The sequence below is a fragment of the Brevundimonas sp. 2YAF1 genome (assembly GCF_052114745.1).
In the GTDB taxonomy this organism is placed as follows: Bacteria; Pseudomonadota; Alphaproteobacteria; order Caulobacterales; family Caulobacteraceae; genus Brevundimonas.
The window spans coordinates 113,144-138,086 of the sequence record NZ_JBFRFI010000001.1 but is presented as its reverse complement, the minus strand read 5'-3'; the positions used below and the strand labels follow the sequence as shown (position 1 = coordinate 138,086).

The 24,943-nt window shown below is 67.7% G+C and carries 22 protein-coding genes; 12 read left to right on the top strand and 10 right to left on the bottom strand.

Annotation, left to right across the window (positions count from 1 at the left end):
* Positions 1 to 11: 11 nt before the first annotated feature.
* The 3 genes from AB4Y68_RS00620 to folK all read right to left on the bottom strand — a co-directional run bounded on the left by AB4Y68_RS00620 (position 12) and on the right by folK (position 3,355).
* Positions 12 to 2,078 (bottom strand): RelA/SpoT family protein, encoded by a 2,067-nt coding sequence (locus AB4Y68_RS00620; RefSeq protein WP_441453795.1) that lies wholly within the window; start codon positions 2,076 to 2,078, stop codon positions 12 to 14.
* A gap of 269 nt (positions 2,079 to 2,347) precedes the next feature.
* Positions 2,348 to 2,707 carry a DNA-directed RNA polymerase subunit omega gene (gene rpoZ / locus AB4Y68_RS00615; RefSeq protein WP_441453131.1) on the bottom strand — a complete coding sequence of 120 codons (360 nt, stop codon included), beginning with the start codon at positions 2,705 to 2,707 and terminating at the stop codon, positions 2,348 to 2,350.
* A gap of 93 nt (positions 2,708 to 2,800) precedes the next feature.
* Positions 2,801 to 3,355 carry a 2-amino-4-hydroxy-6-hydroxymethyldihydropteridine diphosphokinase gene (gene folK, locus AB4Y68_RS00610; RefSeq protein WP_441453129.1) on the bottom strand — a complete coding sequence of 185 codons (555 nt, stop codon included), beginning with the start codon at positions 3,353 to 3,355 and terminating at the stop codon, positions 2,801 to 2,803.
* 18 nt (positions 3,356 to 3,373) lie between these two features.
* Between folK and AB4Y68_RS00605 the strand changes: the two genes are divergently transcribed.
* Both AB4Y68_RS00605 and AB4Y68_RS00600 read left to right on the top strand, forming a co-directional pair.
* Positions 3,374 to 3,955 (top strand): LabA-like NYN domain-containing protein, encoded by a 582-nt coding sequence (locus AB4Y68_RS00605; RefSeq protein ID WP_441453127.1) that lies wholly within the window; start codon positions 3,374 to 3,376, stop codon positions 3,953 to 3,955.
* Positions 3,952 to 4,596 (top strand): uracil-DNA glycosylase, encoded by a 645-nt coding sequence (locus AB4Y68_RS00600; RefSeq protein WP_441453125.1) that lies wholly within the window; start codon positions 3,952 to 3,954, stop codon positions 4,594 to 4,596. Before AB4Y68_RS00605 ends, AB4Y68_RS00600 begins: the two co-directional genes overlap by 4 nt.
* 1 nt (position 4,597) lies before the next feature.
* Here the strand turns inward: AB4Y68_RS00600 and AB4Y68_RS00595 are convergent, their stop codons facing one another.
* On the bottom strand, positions 4,598 to 5,812 hold the full coding sequence (locus tag AB4Y68_RS00595; protein ID WP_441453123.1) for an N-acetylmuramoyl-L-alanine amidase family protein: 1,215 nt from the start codon (positions 5,810 to 5,812) through the stop codon (positions 4,598 to 4,600).
* A gap of 452 nt (positions 5,813 to 6,264) precedes the next feature.
* Between AB4Y68_RS00595 and AB4Y68_RS00590 the strand changes: the two genes are divergently transcribed.
* Genes AB4Y68_RS00590 through AB4Y68_RS00580 form a run of 3 tightly spaced genes read left to right on the top strand, consistent with a single transcriptional unit; the run spans position 6,265 to position 11,293 of the window.
* Positions 6,265 to 8,994: an Rne/Rng family ribonuclease gene (locus tag AB4Y68_RS00590; RefSeq protein WP_441453122.1), complete on the top strand. Its 2,730-nt coding sequence runs from the start codon at positions 6,265 to 6,267 to the stop codon at positions 8,992 to 8,994.
* A gap of 54 nt (positions 8,995 to 9,048) precedes the next feature.
* A complete protein-coding gene (locus tag AB4Y68_RS00585; protein WP_441453120.1) occupies positions 9,049 to 10,461 on the top strand; it encodes a M48 family metalloprotease in 1,413 nt (470 codons plus the stop codon).
* Positions 10,462 to 10,492: 31 nt separating this feature from the next.
* Entirely contained in the window at positions 10,493 to 11,293 is an 801-nt protein-coding gene (locus AB4Y68_RS00580) for a thioredoxin domain-containing protein (RefSeq protein WP_441453119.1), read from the top strand.
* On the opposite strand, the gene AB4Y68_RS00575 is transcribed toward AB4Y68_RS00580, so the two are convergent.
* The 3 genes from AB4Y68_RS00575 to thiS all read right to left on the bottom strand — a co-directional run bounded on the left by AB4Y68_RS00575 (position 11,290) and on the right by thiS (position 14,288).
* On the bottom strand, positions 11,290 to 12,984 hold the full coding sequence (locus tag AB4Y68_RS00575; RefSeq protein ID WP_441453117.1) for a tetratricopeptide repeat protein: 1,695 nt from the start codon (positions 12,982 to 12,984) through the stop codon (positions 11,290 to 11,292). The genes AB4Y68_RS00580 and AB4Y68_RS00575 overlap by 4 nt on opposite strands.
* 90 nt (positions 12,985 to 13,074) lie before the next feature.
* The gene (locus AB4Y68_RS00570) at positions 13,075 to 13,863 is read right to left on the bottom strand and encodes a thiazole synthase (RefSeq protein ID WP_441453115.1); all 789 of its coding nucleotides are present in this window, start codon (positions 13,861 to 13,863) and stop codon (positions 13,075 to 13,077) included.
* Positions 13,864 to 14,090: 227 nt separating this feature from the next.
* A complete protein-coding gene (gene thiS, locus AB4Y68_RS00565) occupies positions 14,091 to 14,288 on the bottom strand; it encodes a sulfur carrier protein ThiS (protein WP_441453113.1) in 198 nt (65 codons plus the stop codon).
* Positions 14,289 to 14,392: 104 nt separating this feature from the next.
* Here thiS and aroQ point away from each other — a divergent pair, with 104 nt between their 5' ends.
* Genes aroQ through aat form a run of 4 tightly spaced genes read left to right on the top strand, consistent with a single transcriptional unit; the run spans position 14,393 to position 17,437 of the window.
* A complete protein-coding gene (gene aroQ, locus AB4Y68_RS00560; RefSeq protein ID WP_441453111.1) occupies positions 14,393 to 14,866 on the top strand; it encodes a type II 3-dehydroquinate dehydratase in 474 nt (157 codons plus the stop codon).
* Positions 14,867 to 14,879: 13 nt separating this feature from the next.
* Positions 14,880 to 15,374: an acetyl-CoA carboxylase biotin carboxyl carrier protein gene (gene accB / locus AB4Y68_RS00555; RefSeq protein ID WP_441453109.1), complete on the top strand. Its 495-nt coding sequence runs from the start codon at positions 14,880 to 14,882 to the stop codon at positions 15,372 to 15,374.
* Positions 15,375 to 15,382: 8 nt separating this feature from the next.
* Positions 15,383 to 16,735 carry an acetyl-CoA carboxylase biotin carboxylase subunit gene (gene accC, locus AB4Y68_RS00550; RefSeq protein WP_441453107.1) on the top strand — a complete coding sequence of 451 codons (1,353 nt, stop codon included), beginning with the start codon at positions 15,383 to 15,385 and terminating at the stop codon, positions 16,733 to 16,735.
* A gap of 6 nt (positions 16,736 to 16,741) precedes the next feature.
* Positions 16,742 to 17,437 carry a leucyl/phenylalanyl-tRNA--protein transferase gene (gene aat, locus AB4Y68_RS00545; RefSeq protein ID WP_441453105.1) on the top strand — a complete coding sequence of 232 codons (696 nt, stop codon included), beginning with the start codon at positions 16,742 to 16,744 and terminating at the stop codon, positions 17,435 to 17,437.
* Here the strand turns inward: aat and AB4Y68_RS00540 are convergent.
* Both AB4Y68_RS00540 and AB4Y68_RS00535 read right to left on the bottom strand, forming a co-directional pair.
* Positions 17,404 to 18,087, bottom strand: coding sequence for a DUF2155 domain-containing protein (locus tag AB4Y68_RS00540; protein WP_441453103.1), 684 nt, complete (start codon positions 18,085 to 18,087; stop codon positions 17,404 to 17,406). The genes aat and AB4Y68_RS00540 overlap by 34 nt on opposite strands.
* Complete coding sequence (locus AB4Y68_RS00535; protein WP_441453102.1) at positions 18,084 to 18,476, bottom strand: NADH:ubiquinone oxidoreductase subunit NDUFA12; 393 nt, start codon at positions 18,474 to 18,476, stop codon at positions 18,084 to 18,086. Before AB4Y68_RS00535 ends, AB4Y68_RS00540 begins: the two co-directional genes overlap by 4 nt.
* 207 nt (positions 18,477 to 18,683) lie before the next feature.
* Here AB4Y68_RS00535 and AB4Y68_RS00530 point away from each other — a divergent pair, with 207 nt between their 5' ends.
* From AB4Y68_RS00530 to AB4Y68_RS00520, 3 genes are all read left to right on the top strand, one after another.
* Positions 18,684 to 21,374, top strand: coding sequence for a TSCPD domain-containing protein (locus AB4Y68_RS00530; protein ID WP_441453100.1), 2,691 nt, complete (start codon positions 18,684 to 18,686; stop codon positions 21,372 to 21,374).
* Between the two features lie 57 nt (positions 21,375 to 21,431).
* Positions 21,432 to 21,923 (top strand): pentapeptide repeat-containing protein, encoded by a 492-nt coding sequence (locus AB4Y68_RS00525; RefSeq protein ID WP_441453098.1) that lies wholly within the window; start codon positions 21,432 to 21,434, stop codon positions 21,921 to 21,923.
* A 65-nt stretch (positions 21,924 to 21,988) separates the two neighbouring features.
* Complete coding sequence (locus AB4Y68_RS00520) at positions 21,989 to 22,888, top strand: pentapeptide repeat-containing protein (protein ID WP_441453096.1); 900 nt, start codon at positions 21,989 to 21,991, stop codon at positions 22,886 to 22,888.
* A 65-nt stretch (positions 22,889 to 22,953) separates the two neighbouring features.
* Here the strand turns inward: AB4Y68_RS00520 and aspS are convergent, their stop codons facing one another.
* A complete protein-coding gene (aspS, locus tag AB4Y68_RS00515) occupies positions 22,954 to 24,786 on the bottom strand; it encodes an aspartate--tRNA ligase (RefSeq protein ID WP_441453094.1) in 1,833 nt (610 codons plus the stop codon).
* Positions 24,787 to 24,943 lie beyond the last annotated feature (157 nt).

The window sequence follows — 24,943 nt, the reverse complement described above, 5'->3', positions numbered from 1 at the left end:
AACCTTGGCGATCAGCCGCGCGCCCGGTCCACGGTGTCGACGGATGGATTGGCGCGCAGGGCGGCGATGATCATGGTCGCGTGACGGGCGTCCTCGACCTCGACGTCGATGTCCACGTCGAAGAAGTCCTGCTGTCGATGGGCCATCGACAGGTTGAGGATATTGCCGCCGGCCTCGCCGATGATGGTCGCCACCTGCCCCAGCACGCCGGGCGCATTGCGGATGGTGGCGCGCAGACGGGCCGCAGCCACCGCATCCTGTTCAGCCTGAGGCGTCCATTGCAGATCCTGCCAGACGGAGTCGTCGTCGGCGAAGTCGGCCAGGGTCTGGCAGTCGATGGTGTGGACCGTCAGCCCCTTGTCGGGCTCCAGAATACCGACGATGCGGTCGCCCGGCACCGGCGAGCAGCAGGCGCCGAAATGGATGCTGACGCCGGGCGTCAGGCCGCTGCCGCGCACGAACAGGCGGGCGTGTTCATTGCCGATCCGCTTGCGCTCGGGCCCGGCCTTCAGTTGGCCCTTCAGCGCCGGGAACATGGTCTCGGCGATCTTGGTCGCGGCCAAGCGGCCCCGACCGATGGCGTCGAACATGTCCTCTTCCGAGGCGATGGCGTGGGTTTCCAGCACGGGCTTCAGTGAAACCTCGGCCAGAGACTTGCCGGCCCGCTCCAGCGTCTGTTCCAGCGTCGCCTTGCCCAGACGCACGAACTCATCGCGCTCCGACGTGCGGATGTGGCGGCGGATGGCCGAGCGGGCGCGGCCGGTGACCGTCAGGCTGCGCCAGTCGGTCGGCACCTCGCGCTTGGTCCCGCGAATGATCTCGACCACGTCGCCGTTCTGCAGCGCCGTGCGCATCGGCTTCAGTTCGCCATTGATCTTGACGCCCACCGCCGTGTCGCCGACCTCGGTGTGGACGGCATAGGCGAAGTCCAGCGCCATGCCGCCGCGCGGCAGGGTGATCAGCGCGCCCTTGGGCGTGAAGACGAAGACCTGATCCAGATACATTTCGAGCTTGGCGTGCTCGACCCAGTCCTCGCCGCCCTCGCCGTGCTCGATGACCTGAACCAGATGGCGCAGGTTCAGCAGCGGGTCGCGCCCGCCGTCCGCCTCCATCGCCTCGCGATCGAAGCCGTAGGAATGGTTCTTGTAGGCCCAGTGCGCCGCCACGCCGTCCTCGGCCACGCGGTCCATGGTTTCGGTGCGGATCTGCATCTCGATGCGCAGGCCGCCCGGGCCGACGACCGTGGTGTGCAGCGAGCGATAGTTGTTCGACTTGGGCGTCGAGATGAAGTCCTTGAACCGCTCCGGCACCATGGGCCAGGCGCGGTGGATGACGCCCAGGGCGCGATAGCAGTCGTCCTCGGCCTCGACGATCACCCGGAAGCCGTAGATGTCCGACAGCGACGAGAAGCCCACCGACTTGCGCTGCAGCTTGCGCCAGATCGAATACGGCGTCTTTTCCCGTCCCTTGACGTGGGCCGTGATGCCGGCCTCGCTCAGCACAGTCTCGATCTCGCGAGACACGCCCTCGATGGCGCGGCCGTGCTCCAGTTTCAGCGCCTCCAGACGGCGCTGAATGGCGACGCGGGCCGTGGCGTTCAGGTGCTCGAACGCCAGTTCCTCCAGTTCGGAAGCGATGGAGTGGATGCCGATGGAGCGGCCCAGGGGCGCATAGACTTCCAGCGTCTCGCGGCTGATGCGCTCGCGCTTCTCCGGCTTGACGTACTGGAGGGTGCGCATGTTGTGCAGGCGGTCGGCCAGCTTGACCAGCAGCACCCGCACATCCTTGGAAATGGCCAGGATAAATTTGCGCAGGTTCTCGGCCTGGCGGGTGTGCTCGGCCTGAAGCTCCAGTCGCGACAGCTTGGTCACGCCCTCGACTAGGACCGCGACCTCTTCGCCGAACATGGCGGCGATGTCGTCGCGGGTGGCCGACGTGTCCTCGACCACGTCGTGCAGCAGGGCCGTAACGATGGTCGCGGTGTCCAGCTTGTAGTCGGTCAGGATGCCCGCAACCTGGATGGGGTGGGCGAAATAGGGATCGCCCGAGGCCCGCAACTGCGAGCCGTGCATCTTCATCGCATAGACGTAGGCGCGGTTCAGCAACGCCTCGTCGGCGGTCGGGTCATAGGCCTTGACCGCCTCGATCAGCTCGAACTGGCGCATGATCGGCGCGCGCTTGGTTTCGGACACGTGGGACTCGGACTGAGAGGGGGCTTCAGACGACTTCGGCGCCGCCCCGGAGAGGAGCGACGCCGACTGGTCTTGCTGATTCGCAGCTAGGTCCGGCGACGTGTCCGCGGGGGACCGCGCCGGAAGGATGGTTACGCCGTTGACAGGCTCAGCCGTCAGTAGCGTTCCTCCTGGCCGCCGTCCCGGTCGCTTTGCAGCGCGCGGATCAGTTCGGCCTCGGCCATGTTCATGTGCTGCGGCTCAGCCAGCAGCGCCACGACTTCGGCTTCGTCCTCGGCTTCGGTGCGCTCATCGACGCGTTGCAGCGTGGTGATGATGTTCTCGCGCAGTTCGTCCGGCACGACGGTTTCGTCGGCCAGTTCGCGCAGGGCCACAACGGGATTCTTGTCGTTGTCGCGGTCGATGGTCAGCGCGGCGCCGTTGGCGATGTTGCGGGCGCGGTGGCCGGCCAGCAGAACCAGACCAAAGCGGTTCGGCACCTTCTCGATGCAGTCTTCGACAGTGACGCGGGCCATGAAATTCCTCTGGCGGCAGGGAGAACCGCACAAAATATAGGGTTAGGCGTGATTGTGCAACGCCGCGAAGGCCGGAATGCGGCGCAAAGCCCCCTATAGACGCCGTTGCGGCCTAGCGTCGACCCCGACAGTGCACATCGCCGTCAATAGCTGCGCTGCAACATCAGCCGTTGGATGACGCCACTCCGGCGCGATCTCGGCCAGCGGCCCCATGACGAACAGCCGCTCGGCCGCGCGCGGATGCGGCAGGATAAGCCCGTCGAGATCGCCGCTTACCCGCCCATAGGCGATCAAATCCAGATCCAGGGTGCGGGGCGCGTTGCGGACACTGCGCCTCCGGCCGAAGACGTCCTCGATCCGGGCCAGCTTCCCCATCAGCGCCTGCGGGTCATGCTCCGTCCGAACGATCACGACTCCGTTCAAAAAGGGCGGATCGGTCGGATCGGGCCAGGCTTGCGACGACCACCACGACGAACGCGCCAAAACATCGATGCCCTCTGCCCTGAAACGCGCCAACGCCGCCTCCAGCGACTCTGCGCAGGACGCCCAGACGCCCTTGTCATTGCAGCCCAGCGCGACGATGACTGCCCCTTCCAGATCGAGGTCGCCTTCGGGGATTTCGGTCGGGACGCTCATATTCTCGACCATTTCCTCGGACTCATATTCATGACCGGCCACTCGGGCGACCGCATTGCCTTGTTCATCGACGGCGCCAACCTCTATTCGGCGGCTCGCGCACTCAACGTCGATCTCGACTTCAAAAAGCTGTCCGACTGGTTCGGCCAGAAGGGCCAACTGGTGCGCGCCTATTATTACACGGCGGTGGTCGAGGGCGAAGAGTTCTCGCCCATCCGCCCGCTGGTCGACTGGCTCGACTACAACGGCTTCACGGTCGTCACCAAGCCGGTCAAACGCTTCACCGACGCCCACGGCCATTCGCGCATCAAGGGCAATATGGATATCGAGATCGCGGTCGACATGCTGGAATTGGCGCCGCATCTGGATCACATGATCCTGTTCTCGGGCGACGGCGATTTCCGCCGGGTGGTGCAGGCGGTTCAGGCCAGGGGCGTGCGCGTCACCGTGGTCTCGACCACCAGGACCCAGCCGCCCCAGATCGCCGACGAACTGCGCCGTCAGGCCGACGCCTTCATTGATCTGGCGGACGTGATGATCCAGTTCAGCAAGCCCAAGAACGCAGGGCCCCAGGCCACGATGCGCACTTTTGAACGAGACGACCGCCCATGAGCCGCCCCCTGAACCCCGAGCCGCCGCGCGACTGCCCCCTGTGCCCGCGCCTAGTCGCCTATCGGCAAGAGAACATCCGTCAAAACCCCGACTGGTGGAACGGCCCCGCCCCCTCCTTCGGCGATCCCAACGCGCGGCTGCTGGTGGCGGGCCTGGCGCCGGGCCGCACTGGCGCGAACCGCACAGGCCGCCCCTTCACCGGCGACCACGCCGGCTGGCTGCTGTTCGAAACCTTGAGGAAGACGGGTTTCGCCAAGGGCGAGTTCCAGGCCAATCCCGACGACGGGCTGGAACTGGTCGACTGCATGATCACCAACGCCGTGCGCTGCGCCCCGCCGCAGAACAAGCCGACCCCAGCGGAGGAAAACACCTGTCGCCCCTTCCTGATCGACCGTCTGGCCGCCCTGCCCCGGCTGAAGGTGATCGTGACCCTGGGCGACGTGTCGCGGCGCAACATCCTGCGCACGCTCGGCTATCCCGGCACGGCCATCCCCGCCGGACACGGCGTCGAGGGCAAGGTCGGGAACTATACGATCATCAACAGCTATCACTGCTCGCGGCTGAACACGAACACAGGCCGTCTGACGCCGCAGATGTTCGAAGAAATCTTCCACCGCGCCAAACTGGCGCTGGAGGAATAGGTCAGGCGCCGCCGGCGACCTCGCCGGCCACCATCACCGGCGTCGAGGGTTCGCGGAAATAGCGGTCGATGCCCTCGGCGACCGAGCGCATCAGGCGACGACGCGCGCGTTCGTCGGTCAGGACCTGCTCGTCCTCGGGATTGGTGATAAAGCCCATCTCGAACAGGATAGCCGGAACGTCGGGCGCCAGCAGCACGGCCAGACCGGCGTCGCGGTGGCTGCGGCGCAGCAGCGGGTGGTCCGCACCTTCCAGATGAGTCAGCAGAACGCGCGCGAACTGTGCCGAGCGGTTCTGGGTGGCGCGCTGGGTCATGTCCAACAGGATACGGTCGACCGAGGGGTCGCGGCCCGGAAGGCGCAATTCACGCTGCCAGTCCTCGCCGCGCGTGAACTCGCGCACCGCGCGGCCCGCGCCCTGCTCCGACAGTGTATAGACGCTGGCCCCGCGCAGCGCCGGATCAGTCCCGGCGTCGGCGTGCAGCGAGATGAACAGATCGGCCCCGGCGTCGCGGGCGACCTGCACCCGCCGGCCGTGGATAACATAGACGTCGCTGTCGCGCGTCAGACGCACGCGATAGCGGCCCGTACGCTCCAGCGCGGCCTTCAGCTCTTGCGCGGCGGCCAGGGTGACGGCCTTTTCCTGCACGTGCTGGCCCTGTGCGCCCGGATCGCGACCGCCGTGCCCGGCGTCGATGACGATCAGCGGCTTTTCCTTACGCGCCTGTTCGCGACGCGGCGGAGCCAACGGAGCAGCAGCCGCCGCGCCCGTCGCCTTCAGATCAATGACATAACGATAGTGCTGCACCCCGTCGCCGGGCGGAAGCAGGAAGCGGCGCTCGATCTCGGCGCCCCGCGCCAGGTCCAGCCGCACGCGCGACGAGCCGCCCGAGGCGCTGACGTCGTAGCCGCGCACCAGGCCCGAGCCGCTTCCGTCCAGTCCGCGTCCAGGCGCGACATCCGACAGGGCGACGATCACGCGCCCGGCCGATCCATCCTCTATGACCTGACCGCGTGTGGTTTTTCCCAGATCCAGCACGACCCGCGTGCGCTCGGCGTCCCCGCCGAAGCGGATGGCGGAGATCTGATCATCGGCGACGAACGCCAGACCGCGCCCAGCCGTCAGCACGACGCCGCAAATGACGACCAGGGCCAAGCCTGTCATCGCCCATTCGCGCACGCCCCAACGGGCCAGATTGTCACGCCACCGACCATACATGGACGGACTTCACCCTTCTGGTTCAGCCGACAGGGTGACCTAACGTGCTAAGGATTTCGTTAAGTCACGTAACGGCGGCGGTTCTTTTATTTTCCATAAGTTAGGCCTATGGTGTGATCCGCTAGCGAACGATCGCGCCCTCTGCACATTCTCCGCAGGGCGGGCGCGGTCTCCTCGCGGCGCTGACTTTCACCTATTCCGAGGATCGCCCGGCCTGGCCGCCGATCCGACGAACGGGTCCGGGACGCGGCCTTGAACGGCGCGTTCGGATCCAGGACCGACAGACCTCATGGGCCGACCCGCCTGCGCTCCCGACCGGCAGACCTTTGCCGCTCTCGCATTCCGCGAGGGGATGACGCGCGCCCTGGCCCCCATTTCCATTCGGCGAGCCGCCCCCTTGTCCGCGGATGTATCCGCAGGGCCCGGCCTGGCGCGCCAGAGAGAGACCACCCATGTCAAAAACCATGCTGATCGATGCGGCGCACGCGGAAGAAACGCGCGTCGCAATCGTGGACGGACGTCAGGTTGAGGAATTCGATTTCGAATCCACGGCCCGCCGTCAGCTTCGCGGCAACATCTATCTCGCCAAGGTCACCCGCGTAGAGCCTAGCCTTCAGGCGGCTTTCATCGAGTACGGCGGCAATCGTCACGGCTTCCTGGCCTTCAACGAAATCCACCCGGACTATTATCAGATCCCGGTCGCCGACCGTGAAGCCATCATGGCCGAGGCGCACTCGGACGATGACGATCACGACGACCTGGGCCGTGACAGCGACGACGGCGAATCCGAAGGCGGCCTGGCCGACGAGGAGCGCCTGAAGCGTCGCCTGATGCGTCGCTACAAGATCCAGGACGTCATCAAGCGCCGCCAGATCCTGCTGGTGCAGGTTGTCAAGGACGAGCGCGGCGCCAAGGGCGCGGCTCTGACCACCTGGCTGTCTCTGGCCGGCCGCTACTGCGTCCTGATGCCGAACACCGGCAAGGGCGGCGGCATTTCGCGCAAGATCACCAACACCTCGGACCGTCGTCGCCTGAAAGCCGCCGCCTCGGCGCTGAAGGTGCCCAAGGGCATGGGCCTGATCATCCGCACGGCCGGCGCCAAGCGCACCAAGGCCGAGATCAAGCGCGACTACGAATACCTGCTGCGCCTGTGGGAGACGATCCGCGAGACCACCCTGCGCTCGAACGCGCCAGCCGTGATCTATGAGGAAGAAAACCTGGTCCGCCGCGCCGTGCGCGACATGTACGACAAGGATTTCGACGGCATTCAGGTCGAGGGTCTCGAGGGCTTCAAGGAAGCCCGCGACTTCATGCGCGTGCTGATGCCGTCGCAGGCGAAGAAGATTCACCTGTATCAGGGCTCCAAGCCCCTGTTCGCCGCCCACGGCATCGAGGAACTGCTGACGCAGATTCACCAGCCGGTCGTGCCGCTGAAGTCAGGCGGCTATCTGGTCATCAACCAGACCGAAGCCCTGGTCGCCATCGACGTGAACTCGGGCCGTTCCACCAAGGAACGCAATGTCGAGGCCACCGCCACCAAGACCAATCTGGAAGCGGCCGTCGAAGCCGCCCGCCAGTTGCGTCTGCGTGACCTCGCCGGCCTGATCGTCATCGACTTCATCGACATGGATGAAGGCAAGAACAACCGCGCCGTAGAGAAGGTGCTGAAGGACGCGCTGGCCAAGGATCGCGCCCGCATCCAAATGGGCCGCATCTCGGGATTCGGCCTGATGGAAATCAGCCGCCAGCGTCGTCGCCTGGGCGTGATCGAAGGCGCCACCGAGGTCTGCCCGCACTGCCAGGGCGCCGGTCGTATCCGCTCGGCGGAATCGGCGGCTCTGGTGACCCTGCGCGCCGTGGACATCGAAGCGGGCCGCAACGGCGCCGGTTCGGTCAACCTGCGCGTCTCGACCGCCGTCGCCCTCTACATCCTGAACCACAAGCGCGGCTATCTGCAGCGCCTGCTGGAACAGCGCGGCCTGAACGTCGTCATTCTGATCGACGATACCCTGGCCCAGGGCGAGCACGCCATCGAGCGCACCGACACCAACGAAGACTTCGTCCCCACCGTCACCCACATCTCGGCGGCGGAACTGGACGACGGCTTCGACGACAGCGCCTTCGACCACGAGGATGAGGACGAAGACGAGGAAATCATCAGCGGCGACGACGAGGACGACGCCGATCTCGACCGCGAAGACAACGACGACGACGAGCCGCGCGAGCGTGCCGAAGCTCAAGACGGCGAAGGCCGCGGCCGTGGCCGCCGTCGCCGCCGTCGTGGCGGTCGTCACGAGGAAGGCGCCGAAACCGAAGCTGCTTCGACCGACATCGTCGCCGTCGCCGCTGACGACGAGGACGATGACAGCGAGGCCGGCCGTCGCCGTCGTCGCGGCCGTCGTGGTGGTCGCCGCATGCGCGAAGACGGCGAACGCGACGCCTTCACCTGGGTGCGCGGCCGCACGCCGTCGCTGGACGACCCTTACGTCTGGTTCGACCCGATCAACCCCGCCCCGCGCAACGAACGCGCCCCGGTCGATGCCTCGGAAGCCCGTGACGTCGAGGAAATCGTCGGCGAACGTCCTGAAGGCGAACGCCATGAGGGCGAACGTTCTGAACGCGAAGGCGGCCGCTCGCGCCGTCGTCGGGGTCGCGGCCGGGGTCGTGATCGCGGCCAGGACAGCCTGACCCACGAGGCCAAGGTCGAGGCTCGCGCCGTCAACGAGGGCCTGCCCCCCGTCGGCTCGCCGGACACGCCCATGGCCACGATCATCCCTGCGGATGACGCCGTCGAAGACGTCCCTGCAGCGGTGGCCGAAGCCGTCGAGGCGCCCAAGCGTCGCCGCGTGCGCCGCAAGGTCGGCGCTGACATCGCCGCCGAAGCAGTGATCGAAGCTCCGGCCGAGGCTGAAGCTGAAGTAGAAGCAGAACCTGCCATGATCCCCGCCCAGCTGGACGTGGAACCCGTGGTCGCCGCCAAGATCGAGGCCGCCATCGAACAGGCTACGGCTCCCGAGCCTGAACCCGCTCCGGCGCCGGAGTCCGCACCTGAGCCGGTCGTCGTCCCCGAGCCGACGCCTGCGCCGACTCCCGAAGTCGACGTGGCCGCCATCATCGCCGAAGACCCGAACCAGATCGGCGCACCGCCCGCCAAGCCGAAGCGCGGCTGGTGGCGCCGTTGATCGGACACGATTAGGCTTGAAGACACGGGGAAGACTGTCGCTCTGGAGCACGCCATGACCAGGCTTCCCCGTGTCGCATCCCGCATCCTCGTCTCCGCCACGGCCATCGTGGCGGTGCTGGCGGCGGCTGGATCAGCCTCGGCGCAGAGTCTGATTCGCGACACCGAGGTCGAGGGCATCATCCACGACTGGTCCGACCCGGTCTTCACGGCCATGGGGCTGGAGCCGTCCGAGATCGAGGTGCTGCTGGTCAATGATCAGGATTTGAACGCCTTCGCCACGCGCGGGCGGATCATGGGGCTGAACACCGGCCTGATCCTGCAGACCAAGACCCCCAACCAGCTTCTGGGCGTGATCGCCCACGAGGCCGGCCATATCAAGAGCCGCCACACCCTGCGCGACGGCGCCCAGAACGCCGGCATGCAGCCTATGATCATGACCATGGCGCTGGGCGCCCTGGCCGCGATCGCCGGCGCGCCGGACGCGGGCGCCGCGCTTCTGGCCTCCAGCCAGTATTTCGGCACGCTGGGCGCCCTGCGCTACATGCAGAGCCAGGAAGGCGAGGCCGACATCACCGGCGCCCGCGCGCTGGAACGCGCCGGTGAATCCGGCAAGGGCATGGTCGATTTCTTCGAGAACTTCCGCGCGCAGGAAATCTTCTCGGATCAGCGCCGCTACCCCTATTTCCGCAGCCACCCTCTGTCCTCGCAACGCATCGAGGCCCTGCGTCGTCCGGTCGAGGCCGCGCCCCACTACAATCACCAGGACAGCCCCGAGCGTATGGCCCAGCACGCGCTGGTCCTGGCCAAGATCCATGCCTTCATGGACGCGCCGAACGCGACCCTGCGCGACTATCCGTCGTCTGACACCTCCCTGCCCGCCCGATACGCCCGGGCCATCGCCTGGTATCGCGACGGCCAGACGGAGAAGTCGCTGTCGGCGGTCGACGTCCTGCTGAGCGAACAACCGGCCAATCCCTACTTCTGGGAATTGAAGGGCCAGATCCTGTTCGAGGAAGGCCGCCCGGCCGAAGCCATCGGCGCTCACCAAAAGGCGGTCGAACTGAAGCCCGACGCGCCCCTGCTGCGCATCAACCTGGCCCACGCCCTGATCGAAACCAACGACGCCGCCAATCTGGACGCCGCGATCGACCAGTTGAAGCGCGCCATCGTTCTGGAAAAGGACAACACCCTGGCCTGGCGTCTGCTGTCCCAGGCCTACGCTAGCCAGAGCAAGGAGGGCGACGCCCGCCTGGCATCGGCCGAATACTGGTTCGCCCTGGGCCGCACTGAACAGGCCGCCCAGTTCGCCATGCGCGCCCGGGACATGCTGGACCGCAATTCCATCGAATGGCGCCGCGCCACGGACATCGTCTTCGCGTCCGGCGCCTCGCAGAAAGACATCGACGACGCCGTGCGCCGCAACGAGCAGCGCAACAGCCGAGGCGTCATCCTGCCCAACGGCTGACGCCGCCCAACTTCCCGATACTGAGACCTTCATGACCGACAACGCCCGCCCCGACGCCACCCCGCCCTCGCCCGCCCCGCGCAAGGTTGCGCCTTCGTGGCTGACTGGTAAGGCGCTGGGCGGTGCGGCTCTGGCTGTCTCGGTCGTGGCTCTGGGCGTGTCGGTCGCCCCCTATCTGACCGGCGGCGACTTCGGCGGACGGGTCCGGGCCTATCTGATCCAGAACCCCCAGGTGCTGGACGAGGTGCTGGCCGCGCGCCAGACGCATGAGGAGCAATCCCGCGTCCAGGCGATCAACGCCGTCGCCGCCACCAATCCGGCCCTGCTGGCCCCCGACGCGCGCGATCCCAGCTTCGGTCCCGCCGACGCCAAGGTGACGGTGATCGAGTTCTTCGACTTCCGCTGCCCGGGCTGCAAGGCCGTGGCCCACGACTACCGCGCCCTGATGGCCGCCCACCCTGAGGTCCGCTTTGTCTTCAAGGACTGGCCGATCCTGGACCGGGGCGACGACGTCACGTCGCAATACGCCGCCCGCGCCGCCCTGGCCGCGCATCAGCAGGGCAAGTATCTGGCCGTCTATGATGCCCTGATGAACGAGCGCGCGCTGGACCGCGCCGCCATCGACCGTATCCTGGCCGAGCACGGCGTCGACATGACCAAGGCCCAGGCGGCCATCGCCTCGCCCGAGATGACGCGCCACGTCACGGACATCCACACCACGGCCGCGACCCTGGGCCTGCAAGGCACGCCGACCTTCTTCATCAACGGCAAGGCCAGCCCCAGCATCGAGCCGGGCGAAGTCGCCAAGCTGATCGAAGCCGCGAAGCGCTAAGCTGCCGCTAGGCTCCGCTCGCCGCCGATCCACTCGACGTTCGCGCGTCGGGTCGCATTAGTCACGGCTTCGGTGTTGCCCAGTTTCCGCTCGGCTTCGGCCAGCACGAAGTAGCTGTAGGGATCGCTGGGCCAGTCGCTGAGCAGGTCCTCGATCTTGGCCTTGGCCCCGGCTGCGTCGCCGCTGGCCAGCAGGGCCGCCGCCAGACTGCGGCGCGTCGGGTACCAGATGACCGGCGGATCGCCGCCCTCGTCGTCCATGGCCTGAATCTGGGCGGCGCGGGTGAAGGCGGCCACGGCGGCCGTGGCATTGCCCTCGATCATGGCCGCGCGGCCTTCCAGAATGCGCTGGGACAGTTCGGCGAAGACTGCCCGCTGCTCGGCCATCGGCCCGGCGAAGGTCGTCGCCTCGCGCACCGTCTTGATCGCCTCGGCCTCGGCCCGAACGGCGGCGGCGTCGCCCGCTCTAGCTGCGGCCTCGCCCCGGGCATAGCGCCAGCTGATGCGTAGCAGCGGATGGGTCTCCGGCGGCTCCTTCAGCGCCGCGACCTGCTCGGACGAGCCGAAGCGGCCGTAGATGGCGTAGGCGTTGTTGCCCATGATCTGACGCCGGAAATCCTGAACGCCGACGTTGGGATAGGTGGTCAGGAACCAGTCGGCGAGCTTCAGCCCCTCCTTGCCGCCCCCGGCCATCAGAGCGCCGCCCATGCCGAAGTGAATGTTGTGGCCGTGCAGCCGCATCGCCGGCACGCCGCCCGGCGGTTTGGCCAGGGTGTCATAGCGGCGGTCCAGCGCCACCGCGTTGACGTTGGCCATCATGGCGTCGCGATAACGGCCGACGCGGTAATAGGTATGCGACGGCATATGCACCAGATGGCTGGCCGCCGGGGCCAGCAGCGCCAGCTTCTCGCCGTAGGGAATAGCCTTGTGCGGGTCGTCCGACCACTCGGTCAGGTGGATATAGAGGTGGATCGCGCCCGGATCGTTCGGATTCCTGGCCAGCGCCTGCTCCAGCAGGCCCATGGCGCGGGGGATGCCCGGATCGGCGGCCTTGCCGTCGTTGTCCCACCATTCGTGGGCGGCCAGCAGCCAGGCGTCGGCGGTGATGTTGGCGATGGCCCCGTCGTCGGGGTTCTGGCGCGCGATCCTGTCCATGCGAACGGCGAAGCGGTCGGCGCGGCTCTTTTCCGAGCCGGAATAGCGCTGGATCAGGGCGTCGATCATCTGCCGCTGCACCGGCGTGGCGTCGCGGGCCAGACGGCGGGCGTCGCGGGCGGCGCGACGGGCCGCCTCGATCGAGGCCTTGTCCTGACCGCCGCCGTTCAGATTGGGGCCGATGGCCCAGGCCTCGCCCCAGGCGCACATCCCGCAGGTCGGGTCCAGCGCCCGCGCCTTGCGGAAGGCCCGCACCGATTCGGTGTGCTCGAACGCCCAGCGCAGCCGCACGCCGTGGTCGAACCAGGCCTGGGCCTCGGGGTTGACGGTATCGACCCTGAAGCCACCCTTGCCGAAACCCTCGACCATGACGATGTCGCTGGTGGGGATGGCCTCGATGGCCGAGCCGCCGGGACCGCAGACCTGCGGCTGATCCAGCAGGTCGCGCACGGCCCGGTCCGCCGTCGCGTCGGCCACCGCCATCGGCCCGATCATGCACGCCGCCAAAGCCGTGCAGGCCATCAATCCGAAACGCATGGACCCCCTCTCCCCAGAGCAGGCCGGAGAGTGCGGCGCCGACGACGGCCCGGCAAGCCGCCCCAGAGTCGCGGCCTGTCGTCGCGGTTTCTAGATCAGGCCCGCCAGCGGCGACGACGGATCGGCATAAAGCCGCTTCTTCATCCGTCCGGCCAGATAGGCTTCACGCCCGGCGATCACCGCGTGCTTCATGGCGCTGGCCATCAGGATCGGGTCGCGCGCCTCGGCGATGGCGGTGTTCATCAGCACGCCGTCGCAACCCAGTTCCATCGCCACAGCAGCGTCCGAGGCCGTGCCGACGCCCGCGTCGACCAGGACCGGCACCTTGGACTGCTCGACGATCAGGCGGATGTTGATGGGGTTCTGCACCCCCAAGCCCGAGCCGATCGGCGCGCCCAGCGGCATGATGGCCACGGCGCCCGCGTCCTCCAGCTTGCGCGCATAGACCGGATCGTCGGTGCAATAGACCATGACTTCAAAACCCTCGGCGGTCAGCAGCTTGAGCGACCGCAGGGTCTCTTCCATGTCGGGGTAGAGGGTGCGCGCATCCGCCAGGACCTCCAGCTTGACCAGGGTCCAACCGCCGGCCTCGCGCGCCAGACGCAGGGTCCGCACCGCGTCCTCGCCCGTGAAGCAGCCCGCCGTGTTCGGCAGATAGGTATAGCGCTTGGGATCGAGGAAGTCGGTCAGAACCGGCTGGCTGGGATCGGTCAGATTCACCCGGCGCACGGCCACGGTGACCATCTCGGCGCCCGAGGCCTCGGCGGCGGCGGCGTTCTGGGCGTAGTCCCGGTACTTGCCGGTGCCCACGATCAGGCGCGAGTTGAAGGTGCGGCCGGCGACGGTCCAGCTGTCGGTGCGGGGGGCGGTATCGGTCATGATCCTGACCTAGCGCCGTGCGGCTCGGGGGGAAAGCGTCGTCATGGGATTTGATGCTGTCCGACACGCTTCGCTAACGGCGCGCCGTCTTCCCCTACGCGTCATCCTCGGCCTTGTGCCGAGGATCCAGAGACTCAAGGCTCGAAAATCGGAACAAAGCGCTTCATCCGGCGACGAGCGCGTTTCTGGATCCTCGGCACAAGGCCGAGGATGACGGAAGAGTAGTGTCAGCCGCCCCCGACGAACTGCACCAGCTCGATCCTGTCGCCCTCAGCCAGCGCCGTTTCGCCGTGCAGCGAACGCGGCACGATCTCCAGGTTGCGCTCGACCGCCACCTTCTTCGGGTCCAGCGACAGCTCCTGAACCAGACCCAGAATCGTGGTGGCGACAGTATCCCGAACCTCGCCGTTGACTTCGATACGCATGACGTTAGGTCAACCTCTTCATCGACGCGCTTTGCGTCGCGCCTTACCTGAGCTACAACGCCCGACCGAATCCGCGCGGTCGTGAGCGCCAGTTTTCCGAGCGAATGCCCGAAGCCCCTGTCCTCTACGTCCTGAACGGTCCCAATCTCAACCTCCTCGGGGTTAGAGAGCCGGACATCTATGGCTACGAGACCCTGGCCGACGTCCAGGCGTTGTGCGAGGCCGCCGCTGGCGACGTGCGCGTGGTCTTCCGCCAATCGAACCACGAAGGCCAGTTGGTCGACTGGATCCACGAGGCGCGCAATGAGGCCTGCGCCCTGGTGATCAATCCCGCCGCCTTCACCCATACCTCGGTCGCCCTGCTGGACGCGTTGAAGACGCTCAGCGTGCCCGTCGTCGAATGTCACCTGTCGAACCCCGCCGCGCGCGAGGATTTCCGGCGTCATTCCTATGTTTCGCTGGTTGCGACCGGCGTAATTTCGGGCTTCGGCCCCCACAGCTACGAACTGGCCGTCAAGGCCGCCCTTCGGCTTGCGCGGGAACGCGCAGACGCCGGGGCCCGTTCGCCCAAGACCTGAAGAGAGCACCGCCATGTCTGACGACAAACACAAGAACGAAGGCATCGACGCCGGCCTGATCCGCAGCCTGGCCGACATCCTCAACGAAACCGACCTGACCGAGATCGAGGTCGAGCGCGGCGAACTGCGTATCCGTGTCGCCCGCGAGATCACCATGACCGCCGCCGCACCGATGCATTATGCCGCCGCCCCGGCCGCCCACGCTGCGCCCGCCGCTGCCGCCGCCCCGGCCTCCATGCCGTCGGACCCGGCCACCATCCTTTCCCGCAAGGGCGAAGAGGTGAAGTCGCCGATGGTCGGCACCGCCTATCTGCAGGCCTCGCCGGAGGCTCCGGCCTTCGTCAAGCCGGGCGACAAGGTCAAGAAGGGCCAGACCCTGCTGATCGTCGAAGCCATGAAGACCATGAACCCGATCCAGGCCCCGCGCGACGGCGTCGTGTCGGAAATCCTGGTCGGCGACGCCCAGCCCGTCGAATACGGCGAAGCTCTGGTCATGCTGGAAGCCTGAGACCCGTCATGTTCACCAAGGTCCTGATCGCCAACCGGGGCGAAATCGCTCTGCGTATCCACCGCGCGTGCAAGGAGATGGGGATCTCCACCGTCGCCGTACACTCCGAAGCCGACCGCGGCGCCATGTGGGTGCGGCTGGCGGACGAAAGCGTCTGCATCGGCCCCGCGCCGGCGGCCAAGTCCTATCTGAACATCCCGTCGATCATCGCGGCCGCCGAAATCACCGGCGCCCAGGCGATCCACCCGGGCTATGGCTTCCTGTCCGAGAACGCCCGCTTCGCCGAGATCGTTGAAGCCCACGGCATGACCTTCATCGGTCCCAAGCCCGAGCACATCCGGGTCATGGGCGACAAGATCAGCGCCAAGCAGACCGTTCTGGACGCCGGCATCCCCTGCGTTCCCGGCTCGGCCGGCGAAGTCGAGACCATCGAGGCCGCCATCGAGGCGTCCAAGGCCATCGGCTTCCCCCTTATCGTCAAGGCCGCCGCCGGCGGCGGCGGTCGCGGCATGAAGGTCGCCCTGACCGCCGATGATCTGGTCGAGGCCGTGCAGACGGCCCAAACCGAAGCCAAGGCCGCCTTCGGCAACGGCGCCGTCTATATGGAACGCTACCTCCAGAAGCCGCGCCACATCGAGATCCAGGTCATCGCCGACAGCCACGGCAACGTCGTCCACCTGGGCGAACGCGACTGCTCGCTGCAACGCCGCCACCAGAAGGTGCTGGAAGAGGCCCCCTCGCCCGCCCTGTCGGCAGAAGGCCGCAAGGCTATCGGCGAGACGGTCAACAAGGCCATCGCCGCCATCGGCTATCTGGGCGTCGGCACGATCGAATTCCTGTGGGAGGACGGCGAGTTCTTCTTCATCGAGATGAACACCCGCCTGCAGGTCGAACACCCGGTCACGGAAATGATCACGGGCGTCGATCTGGTCCGCGAACAGATCCGCATCGCCGCCGGCCTGCCCCTGTCCTTCACCCAGGAGGACATCCACTTCGACGGCCACGCCATTGAAGTGCGGATCAACGCCGAGAACGCCGAGACCTTCACCCCGTCGCCGGGCACGATCACGGACTTCCACGCCCCGGGCGGCCTGGGCGTGCGTCTGGATAGCGCCATCTACGCCGGCTATTCGATCCCACCCTATTACGACAGCCTGATCGGCAAGCTGATCGTCCACGGCCGCGACCGCGAGGAGGCCCTGGCCCGCCTCAAGCGCAGCCTGGGCGAAGTCGTCATCGGCGGCATCGACACCACCATTCCCCTGTTCCAGAAGCTGCTGCAGGAGCCGGACATCTTGTCGGGCGACTACGACATCCACTGGCTGGAAAAATGGGCCGCCCGTCAGAAGGCTCAGGCCTAAGGCGTCTTGGAAGACCCCGAGTTCAGCGCCAGCAGCCCCTCCAGCGCCTTCGGGCCTGAAGAACTTCTGGCCTGCTACGCTCGGGGCGTCTTTCCCATGGCTGAGGCGCGCGACGATCCGCGCGTCTTCCTGGTCGAGCCCGACCAGCGGGGCGTCGTACCGCTGGATCGTTTCCACATCCCCACGCGCCTGCGCCGCACCGTCCGGCGCGAGCCGTTCCAGGTGCGGGTCGACACGGCCTTCGCCGCCGTGCTGGACGCCTGCGCGGCCTCCACGCCGGGGCGCGAGGACACCTGGATCAATGATCCGATCCGCCGCCTCTATCTAGAGCTCCACGCGCGCGGCCACGCCCACAGCATCGAGTGCTGGCAGGACGAGGTTCTGGTCGGCGGCCTCTACGGCGTGACCCTGGGCGGCGCCTTCTTCGGCGAGAGCATGTTCAGCCGGGCGCGCGATGCGTCCAAGGTCGCCCTGGTGCATCTGGTGGCGCGCCTGCGGCGGGGCGGCTGGAGTCTGCTGGACGCCCAGTTCCTGACCGAGCACCTCAGCCAGTTCGGGGCGGTGGAGACGCCACAGGCGGCTTACTTGCGGCTGCTCAAGCCCGCCCTGCGCCTGACGCCCGACAAGTTGGCCCTGACCGTGCCCCTAACGGGCGCGGAGGCCGTGACCTATGCCTTACAGCCAACCACCCAGGCGTCGTAGATCGGGTGTTGCAGGCCGCTGACGGCCGGCGACGACGCAAACATCCAGCCCTTGAAGATCTGGCGCGCCTCGGTCGGCACGGCGATGCCGCGCGGCTGAACCCCGACTTCCAGATAGGCGATGGCGTCCTCGGTCTGCTCGTCCGGCGCCGAGACCTCGCAGGCGCGAGCGCTGAAGATCAGGGTCTTGTTGAAGCGGACCGGACGACCTCCGACCTCGACCTCGAACCGCATCGTTTCGGCCGTGACCTTGTCGATGGCCTGGATGATGGCGACCGGGCGGCGCTGGCGACGACCGGGCGCGGCCTCGGGCGCCGCTTCGGGCCTGGGCGCTTCAGTTGCAGCCTCGGGCGGCGCCTCCTCCTGAACGGCGGCGACTTCGGTCCCGGGCACGATGACGGGCACGCCCGAATCCGGAGCCAGAACGCCGGCGGGGGCCGTCGGGGTCGGCGCAGGCTGAACGGCGGACGACGTCGATGTCGACGGCGCAGCCTGATTCGCCGCGCGGTTGGCGTCGCGCAGCACGTCGCCGACCGGGTCCTTGGCCGGCACCGCATCCTGCGGCAGGTCCATCAGGGCGCCGGCCATGCCTACGCCCGCGACCGCCAGTCCCGCCACGGCCACGCCGATCAGCAGGACGCGTCGTTTCATTCCGGGCTCCAGGCCTGGTAGTCGCCAGTAGCGGCGGGGCGCTTGCCTTCGTTGGCCAGCGAACCCTGCGGGCGCCACGCCATCGGCGTGCCCGTCATGTTCGGCAGGTGATCCTTTTCCCACGACCGACGCGGCAGCGGCTTCTCGCTGGGCGCCTCATCATAGGTGTAGCGCATCCAGCCCTGCCATTCCGGCGGGACCTTGGACGCCTCGGCATAGCCGTCATAGATGACCCAGCGGCGCTTGCGCCCGTCATAGCTGACATTGTCGCGCGACTGGTAATAGCGGTTGCCGAACTCGTCCGTGCCGACCAGTTGGCCGCGGCGGGCCACGGTGAACAGGGTGCCGATCGTGGCGCCGTTCCACCATGCGAAAATCTTGTTCAGCACGTCGTCGAACTCACTTGAATTCCACCGCCCAGGGAGGTCCGGCGGCGCAAAGCGATCATAGAAACCGCAGCCGCCCGCGTCCAGCGCCTAGCGTGACGGCCGAACATCAACATCTTGGGGGTAACCCGCACTCGAGACCCAAGATTTATTGAAACGCCTCACAGGGCGTCGTTAATGTCGCGATCAGGACACGCGCGGAGACGTCTGATGCGCATCAAGCCCCGATTTGCCCTCCTCGCCGCGACCGTGACGCTGGAGCCCCGCCTGATCGAACGCCCCGGCGTCATGGCGCCAACGCTGGCGCCCGCCGACTGGTCCGACGCCCGTGTCGAGGCCTGGCTGGACTGGGCCGAAGCCCTGCCTACCGACCTGCCAGACGGCGCCGCCGGCCTGAGCGAAGATCACGAAACCTGGCTGGAGGGCGCCGCCGACCGCTGGGCGCATCGTCTCGCCGCCTGGGGCCGCGTGCGGGGCCTGTTCACTATCGCCGCCGACGCCGCCGCCTTCGCCGAAGAACTGTCAGCCGCCCTGTTGCTGGGCGCCGCCGCACCCAGCGCGGTGCTGCGTGACGGGATCCGACCGGCCTCGACGAGCGAGCAGACGCCCAGCGCCGCCGCCTTCATTTCGCTGAACGAGCCCGGCGCGACGCGACGTCTAGCCGACCTGACCGCCGCCCGACGCGGTGAACGGTTGGCGGGACGCGCGGCCGAGGCCCTGTCCGACGCCCTGCAGGCCGTCGCCGACGCCGTGGACCGCTGCGAGGGCCCGCGCGAGGCCTGCGCCGATCCCGGCCGCAACCCGGCCCTGGCCCGCGCCGCCCTGACCGCCCGACGCTGCGGCGCGACTGACGCCGACATCATCCGCGCCGCCGAGGGCGAAAGCCCCGCCATCGCCCTGCCAGGCCTTCCTGTCCGGGCCGTGAAGCCGGTGCTGGCCCCGCGCGACAGCATCGCCTCGGGCGGGCCCGAAGCCCGGGCCGTGGGCGAGGCGGCGCTGGAAGGCGATCTGGCCCTGACCTTCACGCCGCGCGACGGCGAAGCCCTCGCCGACGCCCAGTTGGAGGCGCGCGCCGCCCTGCACCTACCCGTGCTGGCGGCCTTGACGGGCGACACCTTCGACGAAGCGCTGGACGATCTGGTCCGCCTCTGGGTCCTCGCGCTGGAGATCGAGACCGCCATCGGCTTCTGCGCCGACGCCGCCTCCGCCCGCCGACGCGAAGCCGCCCGGCCCATCGCACTCGGCCTGTCCGGTCTGGCCGACTGGGCCGTCGCGACCAAGGCCGAGGACGCAACCACCCTCGCCGCCTCGGTCGGCGCGCGCGTCTCAGCGGCCGCCGGCGCGGCCTCCAGCGAAATCGCCGCCCGCCTCGGCCCCTGCGCCGAATGGGACACGGCCAAGGACGAGGCTGTCGACATCGCTCTCCAGCGTGGTCAGGACGCGTCGGCCCTGACGCGCCACGGCCGTCGCCATGCGGCGATCAGCCTGTTCGTGGCCGACGCCGAGATCGACCTGCGCCTCGGCGCCTCTCCCTTCGCCCCCACCGACCTGTTCCAGACCGACGACGGCGAGACCGAACGCCGCCTGCGCCCCGCCCTGGCCCGCGCCATCGCCCGCGCCGGCGGGGACGTGGAAGACGCCGAGCGCCGCCTGTTCGGTCGCCGCACGCTGATGGGCGCGCCGGGCGTGAACCATTCAGCCCTGCGCGAACTGGGCTTCACCGATGTGGAACTTGAGGCCGTCGAAGACGCGCTGGCGCAAACGGATCGGTTGTCTGCGGTCTTCGCGCCGCCCGTGCTGGACGCCGGCTTCGTCGGCGACGTCTTGGGTCTCTCGGTCGAGGGCGGCGACGACCTGCTGCCCCGACTCGGATTCGACGCCGCCGCCATCGAAGCCGCCCGCGCCGCCGCCTTCGGCCACCCCAACCTGTCCGGCTGGGAGGCCGCGCCCGAGGCCCTGCGCGCCCTGTTGTCCTGCGATCCTGCGGTGTTCGAGGCGGGACTTCGCCGCGCCATCGAGCCGTTCAGCGACGCCCCCGACGCCACGCCCGACCTGATCGGCTGGCGCGCCGGCGCGCTGCAGGCCGCCCGCGCCCTGGGTCAGGCCGCGAGAGACGGCCGCCGCGCCGTCGTCCTGCGCCGCGCCTCGCCGCCTGCCGATTTCCGCCTCGACCTGATCGAATCCGACGCACCGATCCAGCGCCGCGCCGAGCCGGAAGCCAAGCCCGTCGAGCGCGTCGTCGAGAAGGTCATCGAGCGCGACCGAACCCGCCGCAAACTGCCTGACCGGCGCAAGGGCTATATCCAGAAGGCGGCTGTCGGCGGCCACAAGGTCTATATCCACACCGGCGAATACGAAGACGGCGAACTGGGCGAGATCTTCATCGACATGCACAAGGAAGGCGCCGCCTTCCGCAGCCTGATGAACAACTTCGCCATCGCCATCTCGATCGGCCTGCAATACGGCGTGCCGCTGGACGAGTTCGTCGACGCCTTCGTCTTCACCCGGTTCGAGCCCGCCGGGCGCGTGACCGGCAATGACTCGATCCGCTCGGCGACCTCGATCCTCGACTACATCTTCCGCGAACTGGGCGTCTCCTATCTGGAGCGACAAGAACTGGCCAATGCCGAGCCTGAGGGAAACCCCGATGGTCTGGGGGCCGTCACCACGAACGACGCCGAGCCGGTGCCGGCGGCTCGGTTCATTTCCAAGGGCTTCGCGCGCGGCGCGGCGCCCGACAACCTCGTCGTCGTCCCCTTCGGCCGCAAGGCCGAGGCCCCGCGTCCCACGACGCCGACCGAAGCCGTCGCTTGTCCCGAATGCGGCGACTTCACCCTGCAGAATCGCGGCGGCGGCTGGGTCTGCAACACCTGCGGGGCCGCGCCGCAAATGCAGGGCTGATCGCGAAACGTTCCGGCCCGCTTCTTGCTTGGAGACCTCAAAGCCCGGAGCCTTCGCATGAACCGTCTCGCTATCGCACTCGCCGCGACGATGATCGCCGTCACGACCCTGCCTGCGGCCGCCCAGAACGCCTCTCAGATCAGCCGCGTGCGCGGCGGCGGCGCCTGCCCCGGCTGCAACCTGTTCCAGAGCGACTTCTCGGGAATGGAGGTCCGCGGCCTCAATCTGGCCGGCGCCCGCCTGCGCCAGGCGGACCTGAGCCTGACGGTGATGAACCGCACCCGTTTCTCGCGCGCCGACATGCGCGACGTCGACGCCTACGGCGGCGTCTTCTCGGGTTCGAATTTCGCCGGGGCCGACCTGACCAACGCCAGCTTCGTCGGTGCCTACCTGGATGGCGCAACCTTCGCCGGGGCCCGCCTGAGCGGAACCAATCTGTCGGGCGCCCACCTGGCTCGAGCCATCGGCTTGACCCAGAGCCAGCTCAATCAGGCCTGCGGCGACGATGCAACCGTCCTGCCGTCCGGCCTGCGCATTCCGGCCTGCTGAAGGCCGGCTTCGTTACCACGATTTAAGTAGGGTTTTTCGGGAGGTGAGAGCATCTAGGTGACGTGATGAAAAGCACGCGTCCCCTCCTCCGTCGCCTGGCCACCGCAGCCGCCGCCCTGTCGGGGGCCCTGATCGCCGCCCCCGCTTTTGCCGGAGCAGCGGACATGGCCGAGATGCAGGATCGCGACGTCGCCCGCATGGTCTCCTTGGGCGGCAGTTGCAATCGTTGCGAACTGTCGGGCCGCGATCTATCGGGCGCCACCTTCACAGGCGCCAGCTTCACCAACGCCACCCTGGTCGGCGCCATCCTGCGCGGCGCCGAGTTGATCGGCTCGAACTTCTCGGGCAGCGATTTCAGCCGCGCCGATCTGCGCGGCGCCGAGATGGTCGGGGCCAACTTCACCGATGCTGTGTTCGCCAGCGCCAACCTGACCGGTGCCGAAGCGACGGGCGCGACCCTGATCCAGACCAATTTTCAAGGCGCTAACCTGTCTTCCGCAGAGTTGAACGGCGCGAACTTCAACCGCGCCGTCCTGATCCGCGCCAAGTTCAACAGCAGCGAGATGTTCGCCGCCACCCTGGCCAATGTGCGGGCCGAGGGCGCCGATTTCTCGAACGCCGAGGTCAACGCCTCGAACCTGACCAACGGCGATTTCGCCGGGGCCTCGTTCCGCAACGCCTCGCTCGACAGTGCCCGCCTGACCGGCGGAAACTTCGACCGCGCCAATTTCTCGGGCGCCTCCATGGACCGCACCGACATTCGCGGCGCCGACCTGTCGGGCGCGCGGGGCCTGCGTCAGGAACAGATCCAGGAAGCCTGCGGCGACGGCGCCACGCGCCTGCCCAGCGGCCTCTCGGTGCGCTCCTGCGGCGGCAGCGTCCGCATCGTCCGCGCCCACCCTGCGGCGCCCGCGCCCCCCGTTCCGCCGCGCCAGCGCAATCTGGTCATCGCCTCCGGCAACTGACCACGAGACAAAAAAGGGGCGGCCCGCGAAGGCCGCCCCTTTCCATGTCAGCGGACCGCCGCCGCTCAGATCTTGAGCGGCAGGGCCGTGCGGATCGACAGTTCCTTGAGCTGCTTCTCGGCGGCCTCGGCGGGCGCGCTCATCAGCAGGTCCTGGCCCTGCTGGTTCAGCGGGAAGGCGATGACTTCGCGGATGGCCGTCTGGTTGGCCAGCAGCATGACGATGCGGTCGATGCCGGGGGCCAGACCGCCGTGCGGCGGCGCGCCGAAGCGGAAGGCGTTCAGCATGCCGCCGAACTGCTCCTCGACCACCGAGGCGTCATAGCCGGCGATCTCGAAGGCCTTGAGCATGATCTCGGCCTTGTGGTTCCGGATCGCGCCCGAGCACAGCTCATAGCCGTTGCAGACGATGTCGTACTGATAGGCGCGGATGGTCAGCGGGTCCTGGGTCTCCAGGGCCTCCATCCCGCCCTGCGGCATCGAGAAGGGGTTGTGGCTGAAGTCGACCTTCTTCTCTTCTTCCGACCATTCGAACATCGGGAAGTCGACGATCCAGCAGAACTTGAACTGCTCCTCGTCGACCAGCTTCAGCTCCGTGCCCACGCGGGTGCGGGCCAGACCGGCGAACTTGGCGAAGACGGCGGGGTCGCCGGCGGTGAAGAAGGCGGCGTCGCCCTTGCCCAGGCCCAAGCTCGCCATCAGGGCCTCGGTCGGCTCCTGACCCAGATTCTTGGCGATGGGGCCGCCCCAGGCCTGCTGATCGTCCGACCAGAAGATGTAGCCCAGACCCGGCTGGCCTTCGCCTTGGGCCCACGAGTTCATACGGTCGCAGAAGGCGCGCGAACCGCCGGTCGGGGCCGGAATGGCCCAGACGGCGTTCTTGGCGTCCGCGCCCAGAATCTTGGCGAACAGGCCGAAACCACCGTCGCGGAAGTGTTCCGACACGTCCTGCATCTTGATCGGGTTACGCAGGTCCGGCTTGTCCGAGCCGTACCACTTCATCGACTGAGCATAGGTCAGGCGTTCGAAGCCCTTGTGCTCGAACGTATCGCCGAAATCGTTGGTGAAGGTGTGGACGCCGTCGATGGGCGAAACCGGCTTGCCGTCGCCGAACTCGTTGAACACGCCATTCATCAGCGGCTCAATGGCGGCAAAGACGTCTTCCTGGGTGACGAAGCTCATCTCGACGTCGAGCTGGTAGAATTCCAGCGAACGGTCGGCGCGCAGGTCTTCGTCGCGGAAGCAGGGCGCGATCTGGAAGTAGCGGTCAAAGCCCGAGACCATCAGCAGTTGCTTGAACTGCTGCGGGGCCTGCGGCAGGGCGTAGAACTTGCCCGGGTGCATCCGGCTCGGCACCAGGAAGTCGCGCGCGCCTTCCGGCGACGAGGCCGTCAGGATCGGGGTCTGATACTCAAGGAAGCCCTGCTCGACCATGCGCTGGCGGATCGAGTGGATCACCTTGGAGCGCAGGACGATGTTCTTGTGTAGGGTCTCGCGACGCAGGTCGAGGAAGCGGTTCTTGAGGCGGATTTCCTCAGGATATTCCGGCTCTCCAAAGACGGGCAGCGGCAGTTCGGCGGCTTCCGACAGGACCTCGACCGACAGCACGCGCACTTCGACGGCGCCGGTCGGCAGGTTGGCGTTGGTGGTCTCGGCCGAGCGGCTGACCACTTCGCCGTCGATCTTGATGACGCTTTCGGCGCGCAGGCGCTCGACCGCTTCGAAGCCCGGCGTCTCGGGGTGAAGCACCAGCTGCGTCAAGCCGTAGTGGTCGCGCAGGTCGATGAACAGCAGGCCGCCGTGGTCGCGCTTGCGGTGAACCCAGCCCGACAGACGAACATTCGAGCCCGCATCCGTCGAACGGAGGGCGCCGCAGGTATGGGTGCGATAGGCGTGCATGATCGGATTTCGTCTGAAAACGGCTGGAGAACAGCGTGAATTAGGAGGGGCGAAAGGCCCACCATCGCCCCGGAAAGTCAAGGCTGGCGGCTAAATCCACAGCACCGCGCGGTTGTCCACCGCAGCAAGGAACCTGCCCACAGCACGCCCGGCGGCC